This is a genomic window from Virgibacillus tibetensis, assembly GCF_036026595.1.
Taxonomy (GTDB): Bacteria; Bacillota; Bacilli; order Bacillales; family Amphibacillaceae; genus Virgibacillus_P; species Virgibacillus_P tibetensis.
This window is the reverse complement of the sequence record NZ_JARZFX010000012.1, coordinates 14,534-29,871: the sequence shown is the minus strand read 5'-3', so window position 1 is coordinate 29,871 and position 15,338 is coordinate 14,534. Positions and strand designations below refer to the sequence as shown.

Sequence of the window (15,338 nt, the reverse complement as noted above, 5' to 3'; positions counted from 1 at the left end):
GGTTCTCATACTCCACTACCATTCAACAATTTCGGGAGTCGACCTTTTAGGACAAGTACTCTCTACTAAATCCATTATTTCCTTCTGATTTTTTTTGAGACTACATTCCCAATCGATTGGACGACTTGGACCATTACAATTAGGGTAATTACGGTTATAATCATAATGTTTGTTTTAAACTGATTATAGCCATAGGTAATGGCCAAGTCTCCGATGCCCCCACCGCCTACTGCACCTGCCATGGCTGACGCACCGATCAGACCGATGGTTGCGATCGTTAAGGCTAAAACGAGGGAACTCAGTGCTTCTGGAAGCAGGAATCTCCAAATAATTTGCCATGGCGTTGCTCCCATAGCCTCCGCTAATTCAATCGTTCCAGCGTCAACTTCAAGCAATGAGTTTTCCACTAAACGAGCAATATAGAAGGCGGTATAAAGGACAAGTGGCACAATGGCCGCAGTTGTTCCAATAGATGTTCCAACAATAAAACGTGTAAAAGGTGTAATGGCAACCATCAAAATAATAAATGGAACCGAACGGAAGATATTAATTACTACACTAAGTATATTAAAAACAATCTTGTTCTGTAAAATGCCATTTTCTCTTGTAATAACAAGGATGATACCGACAGGCAAACCAATAAGTACGGAAATGATAAGTCCGGCAAATACCATGTATAATGTTTCATTCAGTGCGGAAAAAAATTCAGGCCAGAACCAAGGTTCAAATTGCATCTTGTGTTACCTCCTTTATGATTACTCCTTGTGACTTCATATAGTGAACAGCACGATTGATTTCTTCCTTATCCCCTTTTAAGAAAACAATCAAGTTTCCAAATGGCTTCTCCTGGAGTTCTGTTATCATCCCATGGACAACATTGATATCGATTGAAAAATGCTTGGCCGTATTCGATAGCAAAGGGGCTCCTGTTGATACTCCTTTGAAAAGGACTCTATAAAATCCTCCCACACCTATTTGATTTTCATCATTAATAAAGGATTTTACAGATTGTGGTGTATTTGTATTAAGCACAGTCCGCACAAAACTTTCTGCAATGCTTGTTTGCGGCTCTGTAAACACATCGACAACCGACCCTTGTTCAACAATTTCTCCATTCTCCATGACTGCCACTCGATCACAAATATCTTTAATGACATTCATTTCATGTGTAATCATTAAAATGGTCACCTTGAATTCATCCCGTACTCTTTTTAATACCTCTAAAACAGCTTCGGTCGTATTTGGATCAAGGGCCGATGTTGCTTCATCACATAAAAGGATGTCCGGATCTGTTGCTAGTGCACGGGCGATACCAACACGCTGCTTCTGTCCCCCAGAAAGTTGTTCTGGGTATTGATTTGTTTTATCACCCAAACCAACAAAATCTAATAATTCCTCAACCTTCTCTTTTATTTCTTCTTTTGGTTTACCTTCCAATATAAGTGGCATCGCAACATTGTGAAAAATTGTTTTGGATGAAAGTAAGTTATATTGCTGAAAAATCATTCCAATCTTTTTCCTGCTTTTTCGTAAGTCTTTCGGTGCTAGATCCAATAAATCAATACCATTAATGAAAACCTTTCCGGAAGTTGGACGTTCTAGTAGATTCACACAACGGATTAAGGTACTTTTACCAGCACCACTAAAACCTACCACCCCAAAAATTTCACCTTTATCAATGGAGAGATTGATGCCTTTTAATGCATGAACTTTCTTCTCTTTCTTCTTTCCATACTCTTTATAAACATCTTTCAGCAGTATCATATGTTTACTCTCCCCTATAAAGTTCGTAATTTTTAATATAATTTAGCATCTTTAAAAATACTAGCCTGCTAGTAAAACAAACAGGCTAGTATCCAATAAAGCTATTTAATTTTGTTTGTAATCGTCCAAGTAAGAAATCGGTTCTTTAACAGGTACCGCTGCTCCACCGAACTCTTCCTCTATAAAACTAGATACTTCGTCGCTATGATAGATTTCTACAATTTTACTATAGCTTACATTGTCTTTTTCATCTGTAGGTGCAGCAATGATATTAATATAGGATTTATTACCCGAATCCTCCCTGAATACCGGATCATTTGTTGGATTTAAACCGGCTTTAATCGCCATATCTGAGTTAATGACAGAAGCAGCGGCATCCTCTAAACCACGAGCAGTTTGTCCGGAATCAACGGGGGTGATTTCAAGATTTTTAGGGTTTTCTGCAATATTCTCTGTTCCACCTTGTCCATCAAAGTCCTCTTCCAATGTAATGAGTCCTGCTTTTTCTATAAGGAGTAGCGCTCTACCTAGATTTGTCGGATCATTCGGTATAATAATCTGATCGCCTTCTTCCAGGTCACTTATATCCCCTTTATCCTGGGAGTAAATTCCCATCGGCCAAATGGATGTTGTTCCTATCGCTGATAAATCAAGGTCTCTTTCGGTTATGAAGTTATCAAAATACACAACGGTCTGAAAGGCATTTAAATCAATTTCTCCACTATCCAAGGCAAGGTTTGGCTGAACGTAATCATCAAACTTTACAATTTCAAGGGTAATTCCTTCCTCTTCAGCTAAGTCTTTTACAAGATTCCATGTTGGTATTTCTGCTGAACCAACTCCTACTTTAATTACCTCATCCCCTGAATTTTCTGTAGAGCCGCAAGCTGCCAGTAAAAGTAATGATACACCAATTAAAAATACAAACGTCTTTCCAATTAAACTCTTTTTCATTCTATTTTCCTTCTCTCTCATAAATTATGTTTTTTTATTTTTTGTTGAATCGACCTGGATCAAAGATATCGATTGGTAATACAGGCTGTTGACCTGTTGCTAATTGTGCTGCAATTTTCCCCATAACTGGTGCAAACTTGAAACCATGTCCCGCCATTGGTCCAAGAAGTGTTACATTATCATAATTTGGTGCAGGACCGACAACAAAATTTTCATCCGGTGTATTCGTATAAAAGCATGTCTTCGCTTTAATAGGTTCCTCTTTAAGGTTCGGCAAATATTTTTTTACGAGTCGATTCACTGGTTCCAAATCCGTATCATGAATTTCTCTGTCGACATTCTCCGGATGATCAACCGATTCACCACCGTGATGGATGGCAACTTTTACAGTCTTCCCATCAAGGCTTGGGAAACCATAAAAGCCTAGACCGTCCTTAACTCGGGAAAATATCGGAAAGTTTTCCGCTTTAAACAATTCAGGATTTTTCGCATCATACCAAACCAAAACCTGGCGTTCAAGTTCTACAGGCAAGTGAACATCTGGCAAAAGATCTGTCGTCCATCCGCCTGCTGCCACAACAACCTTTTTCACTCTAAAATGCGTATCACCACACCAAATGGATACACCGTCAGGATCTGGCTTGATTGCTGTCACACGGCTGTCAGAATATACAGTCCCACCAAGCTCTTCGCCTCGTTTTACAGCTGTTTCAATTGCTAGTTCTGGTCGAATGAACCCGGCTAATTGTTCATGGATCACTTTATGATGATCCTGAAAATTAATCGTTGGAAAATGCTTTCTTGCTTCTTCTCCCTTCCACGCTTTATGCGGAAGCTTGTACGTATGGACACTTTCCTCTACCGTTTCTATAAATAGATCCCCCTCAGGACCAAACATTGTTCCACCATTTTCAGTATAGATTTCTACGTTTGTTTCAGCTTCAAGCTCTCTCCATAGGCCACGTGCTTCCTGCAGCAATGGAACATAATCTACACCTTCTCCGTAGGCCGTCCGGAAAATCCGTGTTTCCCCATGGCCTGCACCATGTTCATGACCTGGTCTATATTGTTCAAACCCGATTACGCTTTCTTCCATTCTAGCAAGCTGCCAAAATGCAAAACTCCCCATCGAGCCTAATCCAATCACCGCTACATCTGCATCTAGTTTTTGTTGTATTTTCTCAGTCATGTTCCTGTCTCCTTTTCTGATGTTTTTCTCTTGAAATGCAAATGCAAGAACGAAAAAAACTCTTCATTATTAAAGAAGAGTTTAAACTGAGTTATCACTCTTCTCATCTGCCTAGCATCGCTAGCTGGAATTGGCACAGTACAAGCATTTGTCTGTTGCCGAGGCGTCTTCGGGCCAGTCCCTCAACCTCTCTAGATAAGAAAAAAATTAATTATGTAATTTGACAATATTCTACATAGTTCTACACGAATTGTCAAGTTTTCTATCATGGAAGCGATTCTCATGCTTCCAGTATGCGAACAGTGCCTGCCACTGTTCGTACAATTCTACACCATGGTGAATTATACCTTGTTAAACTAACGCACCATAGTTAAAGACCGTAATTTACTAAAAATAAAGATAATTCACTAAAAATAAAGAAAATTGTAGTATAATAATACTGGAACACTACATCCAGAAAGCCTTGTTCAGAAATTAAAATTATTGAAGGAGTCGATGCACGTTGACAAAGGTAAACGAACAAACTTCCGATAAAGAACAAACCGTTTTTCATCACGTCGAAAACCGGTTTCAAACAGAAGATCGAGAGATTCATATTGTTGCCCGTCTGGAAGAACCGCTCGTGGTAGTTTTAGGGAATGTATTGTGCGATGAAGAGTGCGACGAACTCATTCGATTATCAAAAGATAACATGCATCGTTCAAAAATCGGAGATTCCCGGGAAGTAAATGAAATTCGAACAAGCAGCAGCATGTTTTTTGAAGAAAATGAACATGACATTCTGTCTACCATTGAAAAAAGAGTATCCAATATTATGAACATCCCCGCCGAACACGCAGAAGGGCTCCAAATTCTAAAATATACGCCTGGACAAGAGTATAAAGCTCATTTTGATTATTTCTCAGCTACAAGCAAAGCTTCCAAAAATAATCGGATCAGCACGCTGATCATGTACTTAAATGAGGTCGAACAAGGCGGAGAAACCTTTTTCCCCGAGCTGAATTTCTCCGTTTCGCCGAAAAAGGGGATGGCGGTTTACTTTGAATACTTCTATACCAACCACGACCTAAATGAACGAACCTTACACGGTGGATCGCCCGTAATCGCAGGAGAAAAATGGGTAGCTACACAATGGATGAGAAGACAAAGAGTTAGATAATCAATACAATCATAGGGACGGTTCTTCTCATGCTTCCAGTATGCGAACAATGCCTGGCAATGTTTGTATAATTATTCGTCATAAAGAAAGCATGAATCTAGTTGATGGTCTTATCCTTAACCGAACATGCTAAAGACGCTCTCCAGTGTCGTTAACGCCCCCAGTGTTTGCATAGGATAGTCAAGAAGATGGAGGAAATGGGGTCAATTGTTTTCCAAAATGAAATTCTTGAATTATCCACGTCAATAAATGCAGGGTATACCCTTCTTGCAGCAGAATCTGCCTACTATCATCATGACATGCTACAGAGCAATCTGGAAGGATTTGGAACCGATGTCCGTGTTATACTTGAAGTCGGTGTAATAACTAACGCCAACCACTATTTACAGGAGCAGCAAGAACGCCGTTTGTTAGTAAAAGCATTTGAAGATGTTGACGTATTAGTGGGCCCTACCCTTCTAATCACAGCACCACGTATTCAGCCGATTCATTAAATATGTTACTCTCATCACATTAATATAAGGAACGGTTATAGTATGTATTTTTTAATCGTATCATCTTTAACTAAAGAGAGTGCGTTAGTTCGATAGCAACTTATTTCAAAGACGCTTTGAATACAAAACTTACTTTTTCATAACCCATTCTATTTTCATAAAAACGGTGTGCATTCGTACGCTGTAATCCCGAAGACAAAGCAACACTTTCATAATTGTTTTCTTTTGCCCATTCATGAACATATGAAAGTAGCTTTTCACCATACCCTTTTGAACGCTTATTCGTTGCGGTCACTAAATCACATACCCATACAAATCTACCATAATATAATGTTATCATAGGCATAAAACCAGTTACCGCAACTATCTCTTCTCCATCAATTAAAGCAAACATTTTATATCTATCTTTCTCTTTTGCCTCTAAAACTAAATCGACATATGTTTCTTCGTTGAGGTGAGTTCGTAATTGTTTCATAACTGGAAATGCTTCTACTATTTCATTTTTTGATTGAAGTTCTTTAATTGTTAAAGTATCCATCATTATTCCCCTTTTTGAAATTTTAGCTAAGTTTAACATAGCTTCTGTAATTAAAACTGTGTTGACACTTGAGCATTTAGTTAAATAAGCATGTCATTATAGTATCGCCAAATTTTCGAACATCGGCTAAATAATCAAATCCATCAGGAGAGCCAAAACTATTAAATGCACGCACTGCAACGAGATTATGCTGCGGTATAACCAGGAGAGTTACTCCTGTATAGCCTAATATTTGATAGGAGCATTTCGGTACAAGTTGACCAATTTCTGTTTTTCTAGCAGGTAAGTCTTTTACGAACCACAAATAGCCGTTTTGTGGTAGTTCAGTATCTAATAAACTGGGGCTTTGAAGGGATGTAGCCATATCTATAGTTTTATTTGCTATAATTTGTTTCCCATTTACATATCCCTGTTTAAGATGAAAATATCCCCATTTAGCCAAGTCCCTTGGTGATACATACATATTCATCTTGTCGCCGTCGGTACTATTACTTGTAGTCCAACTTTTATCATTAGGTTGTCGTATTACATCAACAAGTTTTTCATTTATTTCACTGTACCATCCTGTCTCCATTAAATTTAGAGGTTTAAGTGCTTTGTTAATTACTATCTCAGCTACCGATTTTCCAGTTGTATTTTTAACGATTTGCGTCAAAATATTAATTCCAATACCTCGGTACGCCCAATTCTTACCTGCCTGAAATTCTCGGGTAATCTCCCCATTAACACTCTTTAAACCATGTGTATGTGTTAATAAATGTCTTATTGTAGTTCCATTTAATATTTGCATCTTATTCAGTGGAAGGTATTTTAGAATTGAGTCATCTATTGAGCCTATGTACCCTTCATTTACCGCAAATGCAACTGCGAAACCTATGTAACTTTTCCGTACTGATGCAACATGAAACTGTGTGTCTTTTTGTATAGGTCTTGCATTGGGTTCCTTAGAATGCTCCCCCCAATATTCTTCTGTAACTATTTTATCATTATGAATAATAAAAGCCGATGCACCTGAACAGTCTACTTCTTCAGATGTTTTCCTTACATTAGATACTACTAAATCAAACCGTTTGTTTTTCTTTTCATCTATTATCATTATTCCACTGCTTTCTTTAGTTTCATGATTGTTACTTTATTCGACATAATAGAAAATAAATCCTCCCCCTTATTGAAATGATTTCTTTAGTTTTGGGTGATTCTCCGGGGACTCACTTGAAAAATAGGAAAGCAGCTCATTTGGCTGGTCTGGAAAATCATATGTAATGACTGCTTCCCGTAAGCGTCAATGCCAATGCAGTCAGCCCATCTGTTCCACAGGTGCCCGCCCGATACCAGGATAAATTCGTCTATGATGCAAAGCTTCTAGTTAAACCGAACGGTGGCAGGAACTGTTCGGTTTTGTGCAACAGGCGTTTCAGCTAAGTTGTTCCCTTCATTATAATGCATAGGACGAGCCCCCGCATTCACTTCGAGTCCAAAACATGACTGAAGCTTTAAAAGTGGATTAACAAGATAAATATATGTTAAAGATAAAGAGAATGAGAATTAATTCTATGCTGATAAACAACTACTTGAAGGGAGTAAAGACAATGGAAGAAGCAATTTCGTTAAGCGCTTTGAAAGCTTTAATCGAAAAGAAGATAAAGAAAAAGACGCTTATAAAAGTAATGTGGAATGACGTTGAAAAGATCACGCTTTTTATAACACCAAATATGAAAATCAACTCTTTTATTTTTGACGATAAAGAAGGCTATTTGTTTTACGATCAGGAAGGAAATCCCGTGTCGTATGAAATCCCATGTATTCTGTCAGAAAGTGATGTGGTGAATGGAAAAGCGATGCTGGAAGGAAGGTTAAGGATTAAGAATCAGCCTTTATCAAAGGAAGAAATACAATTTTTAAAAGAATATCATTTGCAGTAATACGAGCAGAAGGCGTAACATATATCGTTTTGTTCTGGTCGGTCTTTTTTCTCAAAATAAGTATCCCCGCTACATTGCCAAAAAAAGCATGTAACAGGGATTACGTAATAGCTACTAGATTAAAATAAACACATACCTATTAATCTTTATAAGACACAATAACCCCTTCTGCATTCAACGTGACATGCTGCCCATCCTGGAATGTGATTTCAAGCGGATGTGTCTCTGTCTTCCTTTTCGCAAACTCCCACTTCCAGGCTGGTGGTACAAGAACGACAAAGGAATCGCCTCTTCCCAGGTAATTCGCTTCATCAGGTTCAACTTCTGTCCCATGCCGGAGCGGGACTCCGATATCCTGCAGCTCTTCTCCGACCTGGGAAAGATATGGCGTCGTTACTGCAACTTCACTTACATCGAAGAATGCCTCCTTCGTCAAGGGGCCGAACAGATCTCGATTCCTGCGGGCAATTAACTCGATCAGGTTCCCTGCAGGATCTTCAAAATAAATGGAATCTGCACCAAGACTTTGGTAGTAAATTTTGTCTACGCCCCCGCTTAGGTTCAATGTCAATTTACTCTCTATCCATTCTTTCATGATGATAAACTGATTACCTGGAGTATTGATTGCGAAATGGTAAAATGATGGCGTTTCCGAGTGTTGGAATGTAATATCTGTCTCTCCTACATTCACAGTGAAATATTCACTTCCCGAATCCGTAATATCCAATTCCAGTACATTTGCATAAAAACGCTTCATTGGCTTTAATTTGTTTGTATAAAATAATACCGATTTAAACATGACCTCACCCCAATTTGTTTGAACTACATAGGCTAATAGCCCTTTCTATCATTATATCACTTTATGAGACGCACGTTATTTTTTTCATCTCCCGTATGGACAATTATATTACCTTTAAATTCTCCAAGAGGATAGTTATTTAACTACATAGAATGTCGTCTCTTCATCTATGTAACACACATGTTTAGAAAATGTATCTATATATAATAAAATCACCAGCTCTCTACATGGGGATGCTAAACCTTCGCCCGCGAAAAGCGAATATCTTTCCGAAGCACCACATAAGAACCCATCTCTGAAAAGGACTAGCGTGCAGGATCACACCCCACGGACTTCTATATTCTGTTTGGCTCAGAAGACACAAATAAGCGAACCTCTTTTTGAGGATCGCTCACTGTAACTCTGTTATAAATAGCACAAGATAGACTTTTCAATCCAATACGTAAATACAGTATTGGGACTAAGTCTTTCATATTTTTTCATTTTTAAATACATGTCTATTCCATCAGAAACATCATGCCATAAATCTGTAAAAACAAAGTCATATTTACTTGTAGACATGTTTTTTTCTGCGAATTTAAAAGCGTCTGCTTTAATGATCTTAATCTTTTCGGCGTTTTTGAATTGTGGTAAAACATATTTATTAAAAACATTAATAATATCTTCATTAATTTCAACTACCGTGACGCTTTCAACAGTTTCCTTTTCAGAAACCATATAGGCATAATAACCAAGACCAAGTCCAAAAGTAAGTACGTTGCCAAACGCTTTATCAATGTCTTCTTTCATCGTTTCTATTTCATTTGGAGTAATCGTCATCCAGATTCTATCATTTTCTAAAATTGCTGGAAACATGAATTCCGTTTCGAAAAATCCAATTTGGGGAATTTGCCTTCCCTCTTTTGTTTTCATTATGTCATTACAAACAAAACCCTCGAAAGGTTTATATTTTTCATATTTTAATTCCGTATTGCCGATTTTTATAGTTGGTATCTTGATATTTTTATAATAGGCATTGTTATAATAATCATTTGCCTCAAGCTTATGAATCATCTTCTTAAAATACTCGTTGAACAATTCCTTATCCTCAGGATTATCAACAACATCAAGTCCAAAAGCAGCAGCTAGTATTACAAGAAAGGCATATTCATGAGATACACCATCTTTAACAAGCTCATCAATTTCTTCTTTGTTAATAAAGTCAGGTGCATTATTCAAATAATTACTTAGTAAAGCAAATACTTTGTAATTATCTTCTGTTATTTTATCAATTATTACTGTATTGCGTTCCATATCCTCACCTGATTTTTTAATATTTTTAACCCTATCCTCCAGAAAGCTGCTTTGTTTAGCAAATAACTTCTGAGCGCTGTATTTATTTTAACATATATCTTAGAAATCACTTGTAGCATAGGGGAAATTCTATTCAAGTAGAGGCCAATTTATAGCAACTTTAATAAAAAAGATGACACAGTGGAAATTTGAATTATGCTAAAATTTTTCTGATTCCGCTACGAAAAACACACTACGCTTTTACCGCTCCTGGTTCCTTACAACATATGTAATAGCGTTGGTTTTTAATAATAATGATTTTTCATTTCGAGTAATGTTGTATTCTAATGGTTTCACTATTGTTTGCAATACCTCCCACCCTGTATAAATGCTACTTAATTTACTCATCATATCTTCTGTGGAAAGGTTAACCTCCATTAGTGCATCTAATTTCTCGTTGGTTTTAACATCAATTTCTTCAACCTCTGAATTTACTATGAGGCAGTTTATTCCATTTATTCTTGTACCATACGCCATTTTTTCAATCACGGCTTCCAAAATGACTTCTGAATGAACGTGTTCTAATGTTGATACTGCAACGATAAAATCATACTCATCTGGCATTATTTCATAGTATCCTATATCTGCTTTCTCTGTTTGGATTGTATCTTCAACCTTATATTCTTTACTATATTTTTTTAACTTACTTAATGCTGAATCCAATAAATCAACACATACAACTTTACCATTATTATCTCTTATAGCTTCAGCCAAAGGAATACTGTTTCTACCCACACCACACCCTAAGTCAAGTACATTCAGATTCTCTTTATTTTTAAATAAAGGTAATAATTCCATTACAGTTTTAACAGGCTTGTATAACCAAGAACCTTCTTCAAATAATGCATAGTTTTCATAGCAATAATCATGATATTTCTTTTCTTGCTTTCGAATAAACTCTATTCTATTCAACGTTTTTCCTCCAGGGATCGATTTTTATATAAAAATTAACTCTTTTACACCTTGCCCCTTTCGTTATACAAGATCGCCGTATTGACAATCTCCTTATTCCACTAAACACAGCTTAATGGATAACAATTTCTATTTCATTCTTTCCAGGATTAAATAATCCTTTGATTTAAATATCGTTATATCGTGTATTTCTGCATACTCAATTAAATGCTCATATGCTTTTTGGGGTTCGAGCACAGCTAATCTAATGTTGATTCCTTTATTTATTTTTATAATTGCAGCTTTTTTAGCCCATCCAACTCGTATAAATTTCACTTGATTTATTTGATCAGGATAAATTTCCTTTTTGATAATAGATTTATTAAATAAGAATATTTGATATACCAAATGGTCAGTGTGGATTGTAAATTTAAACCGAAAAGAAGCTAATATTATAGTTAATAATAAAATAGATAAGAATAGAGATAAAGTTCTTCCATAATAATCTGCTAATACACTCCATAAGATTGTCATAAAAAAAATACTAAAAATCGGCAGTCTTTGTGGTCTTACATCATATGCGATTTATCTCACATCCCCTCAAAATCTCTTTACTCAATTATTGTTCATCACAGTAATTGACTGATTGCTTGATTTCTTATCATTATTTGAAACACCTTGTTTTAAGATATAATGAAGTAAAGTTGGTCCTTTACCTGTAAAAATCAGGTATCGTAAAATAAATGAATTACTATAATTGCTTGAATAGGCAATATCTTCCCTTCCTATAATCAGCTGTTTACCGTGTAATTGCTTATACGAATATTTCTGTTAAAAAGTTTCATTAAGAATAGTCTTGTTACATTAACGGCCGGTTAGTTCTAGAACATTTCTCCACAATTTTACAGTTAAGTCATTTTTATTAGACTATTCTGCCACGTACTTCATTTACAAATATTTTTCTTTTACTAACGCAGCATTATATACAGTATGGTTTTCGACCGTATTCAAAGTATTTAAAGATATAAAAATGGCTCTAAAACACCAGATTTCTAACTTCGTGGAAACAATATATACAGTAATTATTTATAGTATTCAACGTACACAATGATAGGACTTTACTTGGAGAAGTGGGTATGATAGGCTCGATTACCTGCTGAAACCCTGCTTCAGCCGTTACTGTATATAACTGCTCTTTAGCTTAAGAATACATATTAGAATGATTCATTATACTTCATTGTGTAATGCTACTTGCACTATTTGTTTTTCTCCGTTTTTCTCAAATACTTTATATTTCTGCATCCCGATTTTCTCCGCTACCTTTTGTGATGGAGTATTTTTAATTGTGGTGTATGAAAATACCTTGGGATATTTTAAAACCATAAAGGCGTAATCCCTACAGGCAATTGCAGCTTCTGTTGCATATCCTTTATTCCAGTAGTCTTTTATGATATGAAATCCAATTTCAGGCACTGTTTCTCCTTCAATAAATTGCATTGTAATTCCACAGTCTCCAATGAGATTATCTCCATCTTTTAAAACTACAGCCCACAACCCGTGGTTATATTTTTTATAATTATCAATGTTCCATTGAATCCAGCTTCCAACCTTCTCCGTACTAAAAGGTTCAGGATAGAATTGCATTGATTCTGGATCAGAAAGAACTTTTGATAACTGGTGTGTATCCTCCAATACCAATTCTCTTAAATATAATCTTTTTGTTTCAATTATTTTCATGTAAATCACCTTCTCCTCTAAACTATCCTGCCAGTTAATTGAAGAATTTTTAATTCTTTTTTATACGTTTTTGATATTTACTATGACTATCCGTTAAATCAACAAGTTCAAATTCATTATTCTTATAAAAGGTATTTAATTTTATATTATCAGCAACACAATCCAATCTAAGATATTCTTTATCCATTACATTGTTTTCTATCCAAGCCAAAATACTTCTACCTAAACCTTTCTTCATATATATGGGAATAATTGCAAGTCTATGTAAGTAAAGTGTTTTTGAGGTAATATCCTTTCCCCAAATATGCCTGTCCCATTCACTTTGTTTAGATAAAAGTGTAAATGTAGCCACAATATCGTTATCATTCAAAATAATATACGTTTCTTGTTTGGATATGGCTTGTTCAATCTCTTCATCATCACCTCCATCTAACAGAAACCTCCATTGATTTATTTCATTATCTTTCATCCATTGAGCTATCTGTTTTAACATTTTAATTACCTTACTACTATCGTCATTCGTAGCAATTTTTATATTGAACCCTTTAAGACCTTCTATGTAAACCAAATTCATTTCCTCCTCTTATCTTTCATTAGATTTTGATATTTTCAATCCGAAAAAAACAATAATTTATTTTTCATTTGTATTCCCCCTCTCCTATTAGTTAGCAATAAAAAGCACTAAAAAGTTACTAATAAAGGCATTGAACCTTATTTAACAATCCTGTTGTAACCATCAAGTAAAAATGAACATTTCTCCACAATTCCATAGTTAAGTTTAACATAATATATCTGAATTTTTAATAAAATGAATAATGCTAAATTGAAATTGGTTTTTAATAAGAAAAATAAGCGTGTTTTTTATAAAGCAAAAAGCCCTGCTAAATGCAGAGCTTTTCTAATATAATTTATTATTTAAGTAATGTTTTGTACCTCAAAAAAGAACCCGTTAAATTAAATGACTCTTTCTAAAAGTATGGCATTAACTTATTGATTTCCTTTTTGAACCCATTCTGCAACTGTAACGGTACGTTTAGCTTGATGCTTCACAGCACCTTCAACATCCTCGATCATTTTACCATCTTGATCAACTGTTACACTTGTTCCATATGGATTTCCACCTGCACCATATAGTACCGGATCAGTATAACCTGGTGTTGCAATAATCGCACCCCAGTGCATCATAGAAGTATATAAAGATAACAAGGTAGCTTCCTGACCACCATGTGGATTTCCAGCAGAAGTCATTGCGCTTACTACTTTATTCACTGTCTTACCGCTTGCCCAAATTCCACCTTGTATATCAAGAAACTGTTTCATTTGTGATGGCATATTTCCAAATCGTGTTGGAACACTAAATATAAAAGCGTCTGCCCATTCAAGATCATCTGATGTTGCCACTGGAACGTCTTTTGTTGCTTCTACAGTTGATTTCCACGCTTCATTTCCTTCAATGACTGATTTAGGAGCTAATTCTTCTACTTTAAAAACTTTAACCTCAGCACCTGCTTCTTTTGCACCTTCTTCAGCCCATTTTGCTAATTGAAAGTTTGTTCCACTCATACTATAAAATACTACTGCTAATTTAACGTTTGACATATTTTGCATCTCCTTTGATTTTCCAAATAATTTATCAAAAAAACCCATTTATTACACCCTCTACTTATTTATTTTTAATACCCTTTATAAGGACCACCTCCATTGAAAATTAATGACTTTCAATGCTTTACTGTCCTTCTTATTCCCTATTTGTATGATTTTTATAATAAATCAGGGTATAAATCTCCACTTTTATATTTTTGTGATGATTTAGCCATTGAATTCCTCTGATTGCCTGCCTTTAAACAGCAATTGACCAAGGGAATATAACTTACTGCCATTCAAGATCAAGTGAATAGCAATAATCAGTAGTACAAGATCGAAAACATAGCCATTTAGAAATCCATTTGGCAAATTCACAGTAAATATTGCTCCAATCATTATAATGCCAAACAATAGTGATACTATCCGAGTTCCTAAACCAAGGATAATAGCAATACCTCCTGCTATTTCAATAGTACCTACTGCATAAGCAAGGAACCCTGGAATTCCTATACTTTCAAACCAACCTACTGTATTCTCTATACCGCCTTGAAACTTAGCAACTCCGTTTGCTAAAAAGACAAGACCTAACGTGATGCGAAGTAAAAACTTTCCAATTTCATTTGTGTTTGTCATAAGATGCCCTCCATTATTTACTACCTTTTTTGTCTCCATTTAATATAATACCATCTAATATATTTTGAATTCAAGATATTTGTTTGCATTTTTACAAAGTTTTATTTGAAGAGATAGGAAAGCATCAAATTTTTGGCTGCAATTAATTCTTACAATTAAACAGCCACGTCCAGCTCCAGCGCCCAGGGACTAGCGAGACTTCCTTCACCTCCGTAATCTAAGTCAACATCGGCTCCCTCTGGTCGCCGTGTTTCCTTTATCTCCTGCAGCTCAGTCCAGTCCGTACGTCCCTAAACGGGCGCTTGCGCCTTTGTTCAACAATCCAATTCTATCGTTAAACTA

At 35.8% G+C, this 15,338-nt stretch carries 17 protein-coding genes and 1 riboswitch; of the genes, 3 read left to right on the top strand and 14 right to left on the bottom strand.

Annotated features, from left to right (window positions below; genetic code table 11):
- Positions 1-74: 74 nt before the first annotated feature.
- The 4 genes from QGM71_RS17245 to solA all read right to left on the bottom strand — a co-directional run bounded on the left by QGM71_RS17245 (position 75) and on the right by solA (position 3,907).
- On the bottom strand, positions 75-734 hold the full coding sequence (locus tag QGM71_RS17245) for a methionine ABC transporter permease (RefSeq protein WP_327608815.1): 660 nt from the start codon (positions 732-734) through the stop codon (positions 75-77).
- A complete protein-coding gene (locus tag QGM71_RS17240; RefSeq protein WP_327608814.1) occupies positions 724-1,764 on the bottom strand; it encodes a methionine ABC transporter ATP-binding protein in 1,041 nt (346 codons plus the stop codon). The genes QGM71_RS17245 and QGM71_RS17240 overlap by 11 nt, the downstream gene beginning before the upstream one ends.
- A gap of 105 nt (positions 1,765-1,869) precedes the next feature.
- Positions 1,870-2,718, bottom strand: a complete 849-nt coding sequence (locus QGM71_RS17235; protein WP_327608813.1) for a MetQ/NlpA family ABC transporter substrate-binding protein — start codon at positions 2,716-2,718, stop codon at positions 1,870-1,872.
- A gap of 34 nt (positions 2,719-2,752) precedes the next feature.
- The gene (gene solA, locus QGM71_RS17230) at positions 2,753-3,907 is read right to left on the bottom strand and encodes an N-methyl-L-tryptophan oxidase (RefSeq protein WP_327608812.1); all 1,155 of its coding nucleotides are present in this window, start codon (positions 3,905-3,907) and stop codon (positions 2,753-2,755) included.
- Positions 3,908-4,007: 100 nt separating this feature from the next.
- Positions 4,008-4,109, bottom strand: a riboswitch (SAM riboswitch).
- Between the two features lie 300 nt (positions 4,110-4,409).
- Here solA and QGM71_RS17225 point away from each other — a divergent pair.
- Both QGM71_RS17225 and QGM71_RS17220 read left to right on the top strand, forming a co-directional pair.
- Positions 4,410-5,066 (top strand): 2OG-Fe(II) oxygenase, encoded by a 657-nt coding sequence (locus QGM71_RS17225; RefSeq protein WP_327608811.1) that lies wholly within the window; start codon positions 4,410-4,412, stop codon positions 5,064-5,066.
- A 197-nt stretch (positions 5,067-5,263) separates the two neighbouring features.
- The gene (locus QGM71_RS17220; protein ID WP_327608810.1) at positions 5,264-5,560 is read left to right on the top strand and encodes a hypothetical protein; all 297 of its coding nucleotides are present in this window, start codon (positions 5,264-5,266) and stop codon (positions 5,558-5,560) included.
- Between the two features lie 100 nt (positions 5,561-5,660).
- Here QGM71_RS17220 and QGM71_RS17215 read toward each other — a convergent pair whose 3' ends face one another.
- Together QGM71_RS17215 and QGM71_RS17210 are read right to left on the bottom strand one after the other, a co-directional pair.
- A complete protein-coding gene (locus QGM71_RS17215; RefSeq protein WP_327608809.1) occupies positions 5,661-6,098 on the bottom strand; it encodes a GNAT family N-acetyltransferase in 438 nt (145 codons plus the stop codon).
- A 76-nt stretch (positions 6,099-6,174) separates the two neighbouring features.
- Positions 6,175-7,194 carry a serine hydrolase domain-containing protein gene (locus QGM71_RS17210; protein ID WP_327608808.1) on the bottom strand — a complete coding sequence of 340 codons (1,020 nt, stop codon included), beginning with the start codon at positions 7,192-7,194 and terminating at the stop codon, positions 6,175-6,177.
- A 493-nt stretch (positions 7,195-7,687) separates the two neighbouring features.
- Here QGM71_RS17210 and QGM71_RS17205 point away from each other — a divergent pair, with 493 nt between their 5' ends.
- Positions 7,688-8,020, top strand: coding sequence for a hypothetical protein (locus QGM71_RS17205; RefSeq protein WP_327608807.1), 333 nt, complete (start codon positions 7,688-7,690; stop codon positions 8,018-8,020).
- Between the two features lie 139 nt (positions 8,021-8,159).
- Here the strand turns inward: QGM71_RS17205 and QGM71_RS17200 are convergent, their stop codons facing one another.
- The 8 genes from QGM71_RS17200 to QGM71_RS17165 all read right to left on the bottom strand — a co-directional run bounded on the left by QGM71_RS17200 (position 8,160) and on the right by QGM71_RS17165 (position 14,996).
- Positions 8,160-8,819 (bottom strand): hypothetical protein, encoded by a 660-nt coding sequence (locus QGM71_RS17200; protein WP_327608806.1) that lies wholly within the window; start codon positions 8,817-8,819, stop codon positions 8,160-8,162.
- A 405-nt stretch (positions 8,820-9,224) separates the two neighbouring features.
- The gene (locus QGM71_RS17195) at positions 9,225-10,112 is read right to left on the bottom strand and encodes a spermine/spermidine synthase domain-containing protein (RefSeq protein WP_327608805.1); all 888 of its coding nucleotides are present in this window, start codon (positions 10,110-10,112) and stop codon (positions 9,225-9,227) included.
- Positions 10,113-10,352: 240 nt separating this feature from the next.
- Positions 10,353-11,063 carry a class I SAM-dependent methyltransferase gene (locus tag QGM71_RS17190; RefSeq protein ID WP_327608804.1) on the bottom strand — a complete coding sequence of 237 codons (711 nt, stop codon included), beginning with the start codon at positions 11,061-11,063 and terminating at the stop codon, positions 10,353-10,355.
- Between the two features lie 129 nt (positions 11,064-11,192).
- Complete coding sequence (locus QGM71_RS17185) at positions 11,193-11,576, bottom strand: hypothetical protein (RefSeq protein WP_327608803.1); 384 nt, start codon at positions 11,574-11,576, stop codon at positions 11,193-11,195.
- 693 nt (positions 11,577-12,269) lie between these two features.
- Positions 12,270-12,779 carry a GNAT family N-acetyltransferase gene (locus QGM71_RS17180; RefSeq protein ID WP_327608802.1) on the bottom strand — a complete coding sequence of 170 codons (510 nt, stop codon included), beginning with the start codon at positions 12,777-12,779 and terminating at the stop codon, positions 12,270-12,272.
- A gap of 49 nt (positions 12,780-12,828) precedes the next feature.
- Entirely contained in the window at positions 12,829-13,347 is a 519-nt protein-coding gene (locus tag QGM71_RS17175) for a GNAT family N-acetyltransferase (protein WP_327608801.1), read from the bottom strand.
- Between the two features lie 419 nt (positions 13,348-13,766).
- On the bottom strand, positions 13,767-14,378 hold the full coding sequence (gene wrbA, locus QGM71_RS17170; protein WP_327608800.1) for an NAD(P)H:quinone oxidoreductase: 612 nt from the start codon (positions 14,376-14,378) through the stop codon (positions 13,767-13,769).
- A gap of 210 nt (positions 14,379-14,588) precedes the next feature.
- Positions 14,589-14,996, bottom strand: coding sequence for a DoxX family protein (locus QGM71_RS17165; protein ID WP_327608799.1), 408 nt, complete (start codon positions 14,994-14,996; stop codon positions 14,589-14,591).
- Between the last annotated feature and the right edge of the window lie 342 nt (positions 14,997-15,338).

Excerpts from the sequence above, each read along its gene's own strand:
- QGM71_RS17245 (WP_327608815.1), bottom strand. The coding sequence starts at position 734 with ATGCAATTTGAACCTTGGTTCTGGCCTGAATTTTTTTCCGCACTGAAT.
- QGM71_RS17240 (WP_327608814.1), bottom strand. The coding sequence starts at position 1,764 with ATGATACTGCTGAAAGATGTTTATAAAGAGTATGGAAAGAAGAAAGAG.
- QGM71_RS17235 (WP_327608813.1), bottom strand. The coding sequence starts at position 2,718 with ATGAAAAAGAGTTTAATTGGAAAGACGTTTGTATTTTTAATTGGTGTA.
- solA (WP_327608812.1), bottom strand. The coding sequence starts at position 3,907 with ATGACTGAGAAAATACAACAAAAACTAGATGCAGATGTAGCGGTGATT.
- QGM71_RS17220 (WP_327608810.1), top strand. The coding sequence starts at position 5,264 with ATGGGGTCAATTGTTTTCCAAAATGAAATTCTTGAATTATCCACGTCA.
- QGM71_RS17215 (WP_327608809.1), bottom strand. The coding sequence starts at position 6,098 with ATGGATACTTTAACAATTAAAGAACTTCAATCAAAAAATGAAATAGTA.
- QGM71_RS17210 (WP_327608808.1), bottom strand. The coding sequence starts at position 7,194 with ATGATAATAGATGAAAAGAAAAACAAACGGTTTGATTTAGTAGTATCT.
- QGM71_RS17205 (WP_327608807.1), top strand. The coding sequence starts at position 7,688 with ATGGAAGAAGCAATTTCGTTAAGCGCTTTGAAAGCTTTAATCGAAAAG.
- QGM71_RS17200 (WP_327608806.1), bottom strand. The coding sequence starts at position 8,819 with ATGTTTAAATCGGTATTATTTTATACAAACAAATTAAAGCCAATGAAG.
- QGM71_RS17195 (WP_327608805.1), bottom strand. The coding sequence starts at position 10,112 with ATGGAACGCAATACAGTAATAATTGATAAAATAACAGAAGATAATTAC.
- QGM71_RS17185 (WP_327608803.1), bottom strand. The coding sequence starts at position 11,576 with ATGACAATCTTATGGAGTGTATTAGCAGATTATTATGGAAGAACTTTA.
- QGM71_RS17180 (WP_327608802.1), bottom strand. The coding sequence starts at position 12,779 with ATGAAAATAATTGAAACAAAAAGATTATATTTAAGAGAATTGGTATTG.
- wrbA (WP_327608800.1), bottom strand. The coding sequence starts at position 14,378 with ATGTCAAACGTTAAATTAGCAGTAGTATTTTATAGTATGAGTGGAACA.
- QGM71_RS17165 (WP_327608799.1), bottom strand. The coding sequence starts at position 14,996 with ATGACAAACACAAATGAAATTGGAAAGTTTTTACTTCGCATCACGTTA.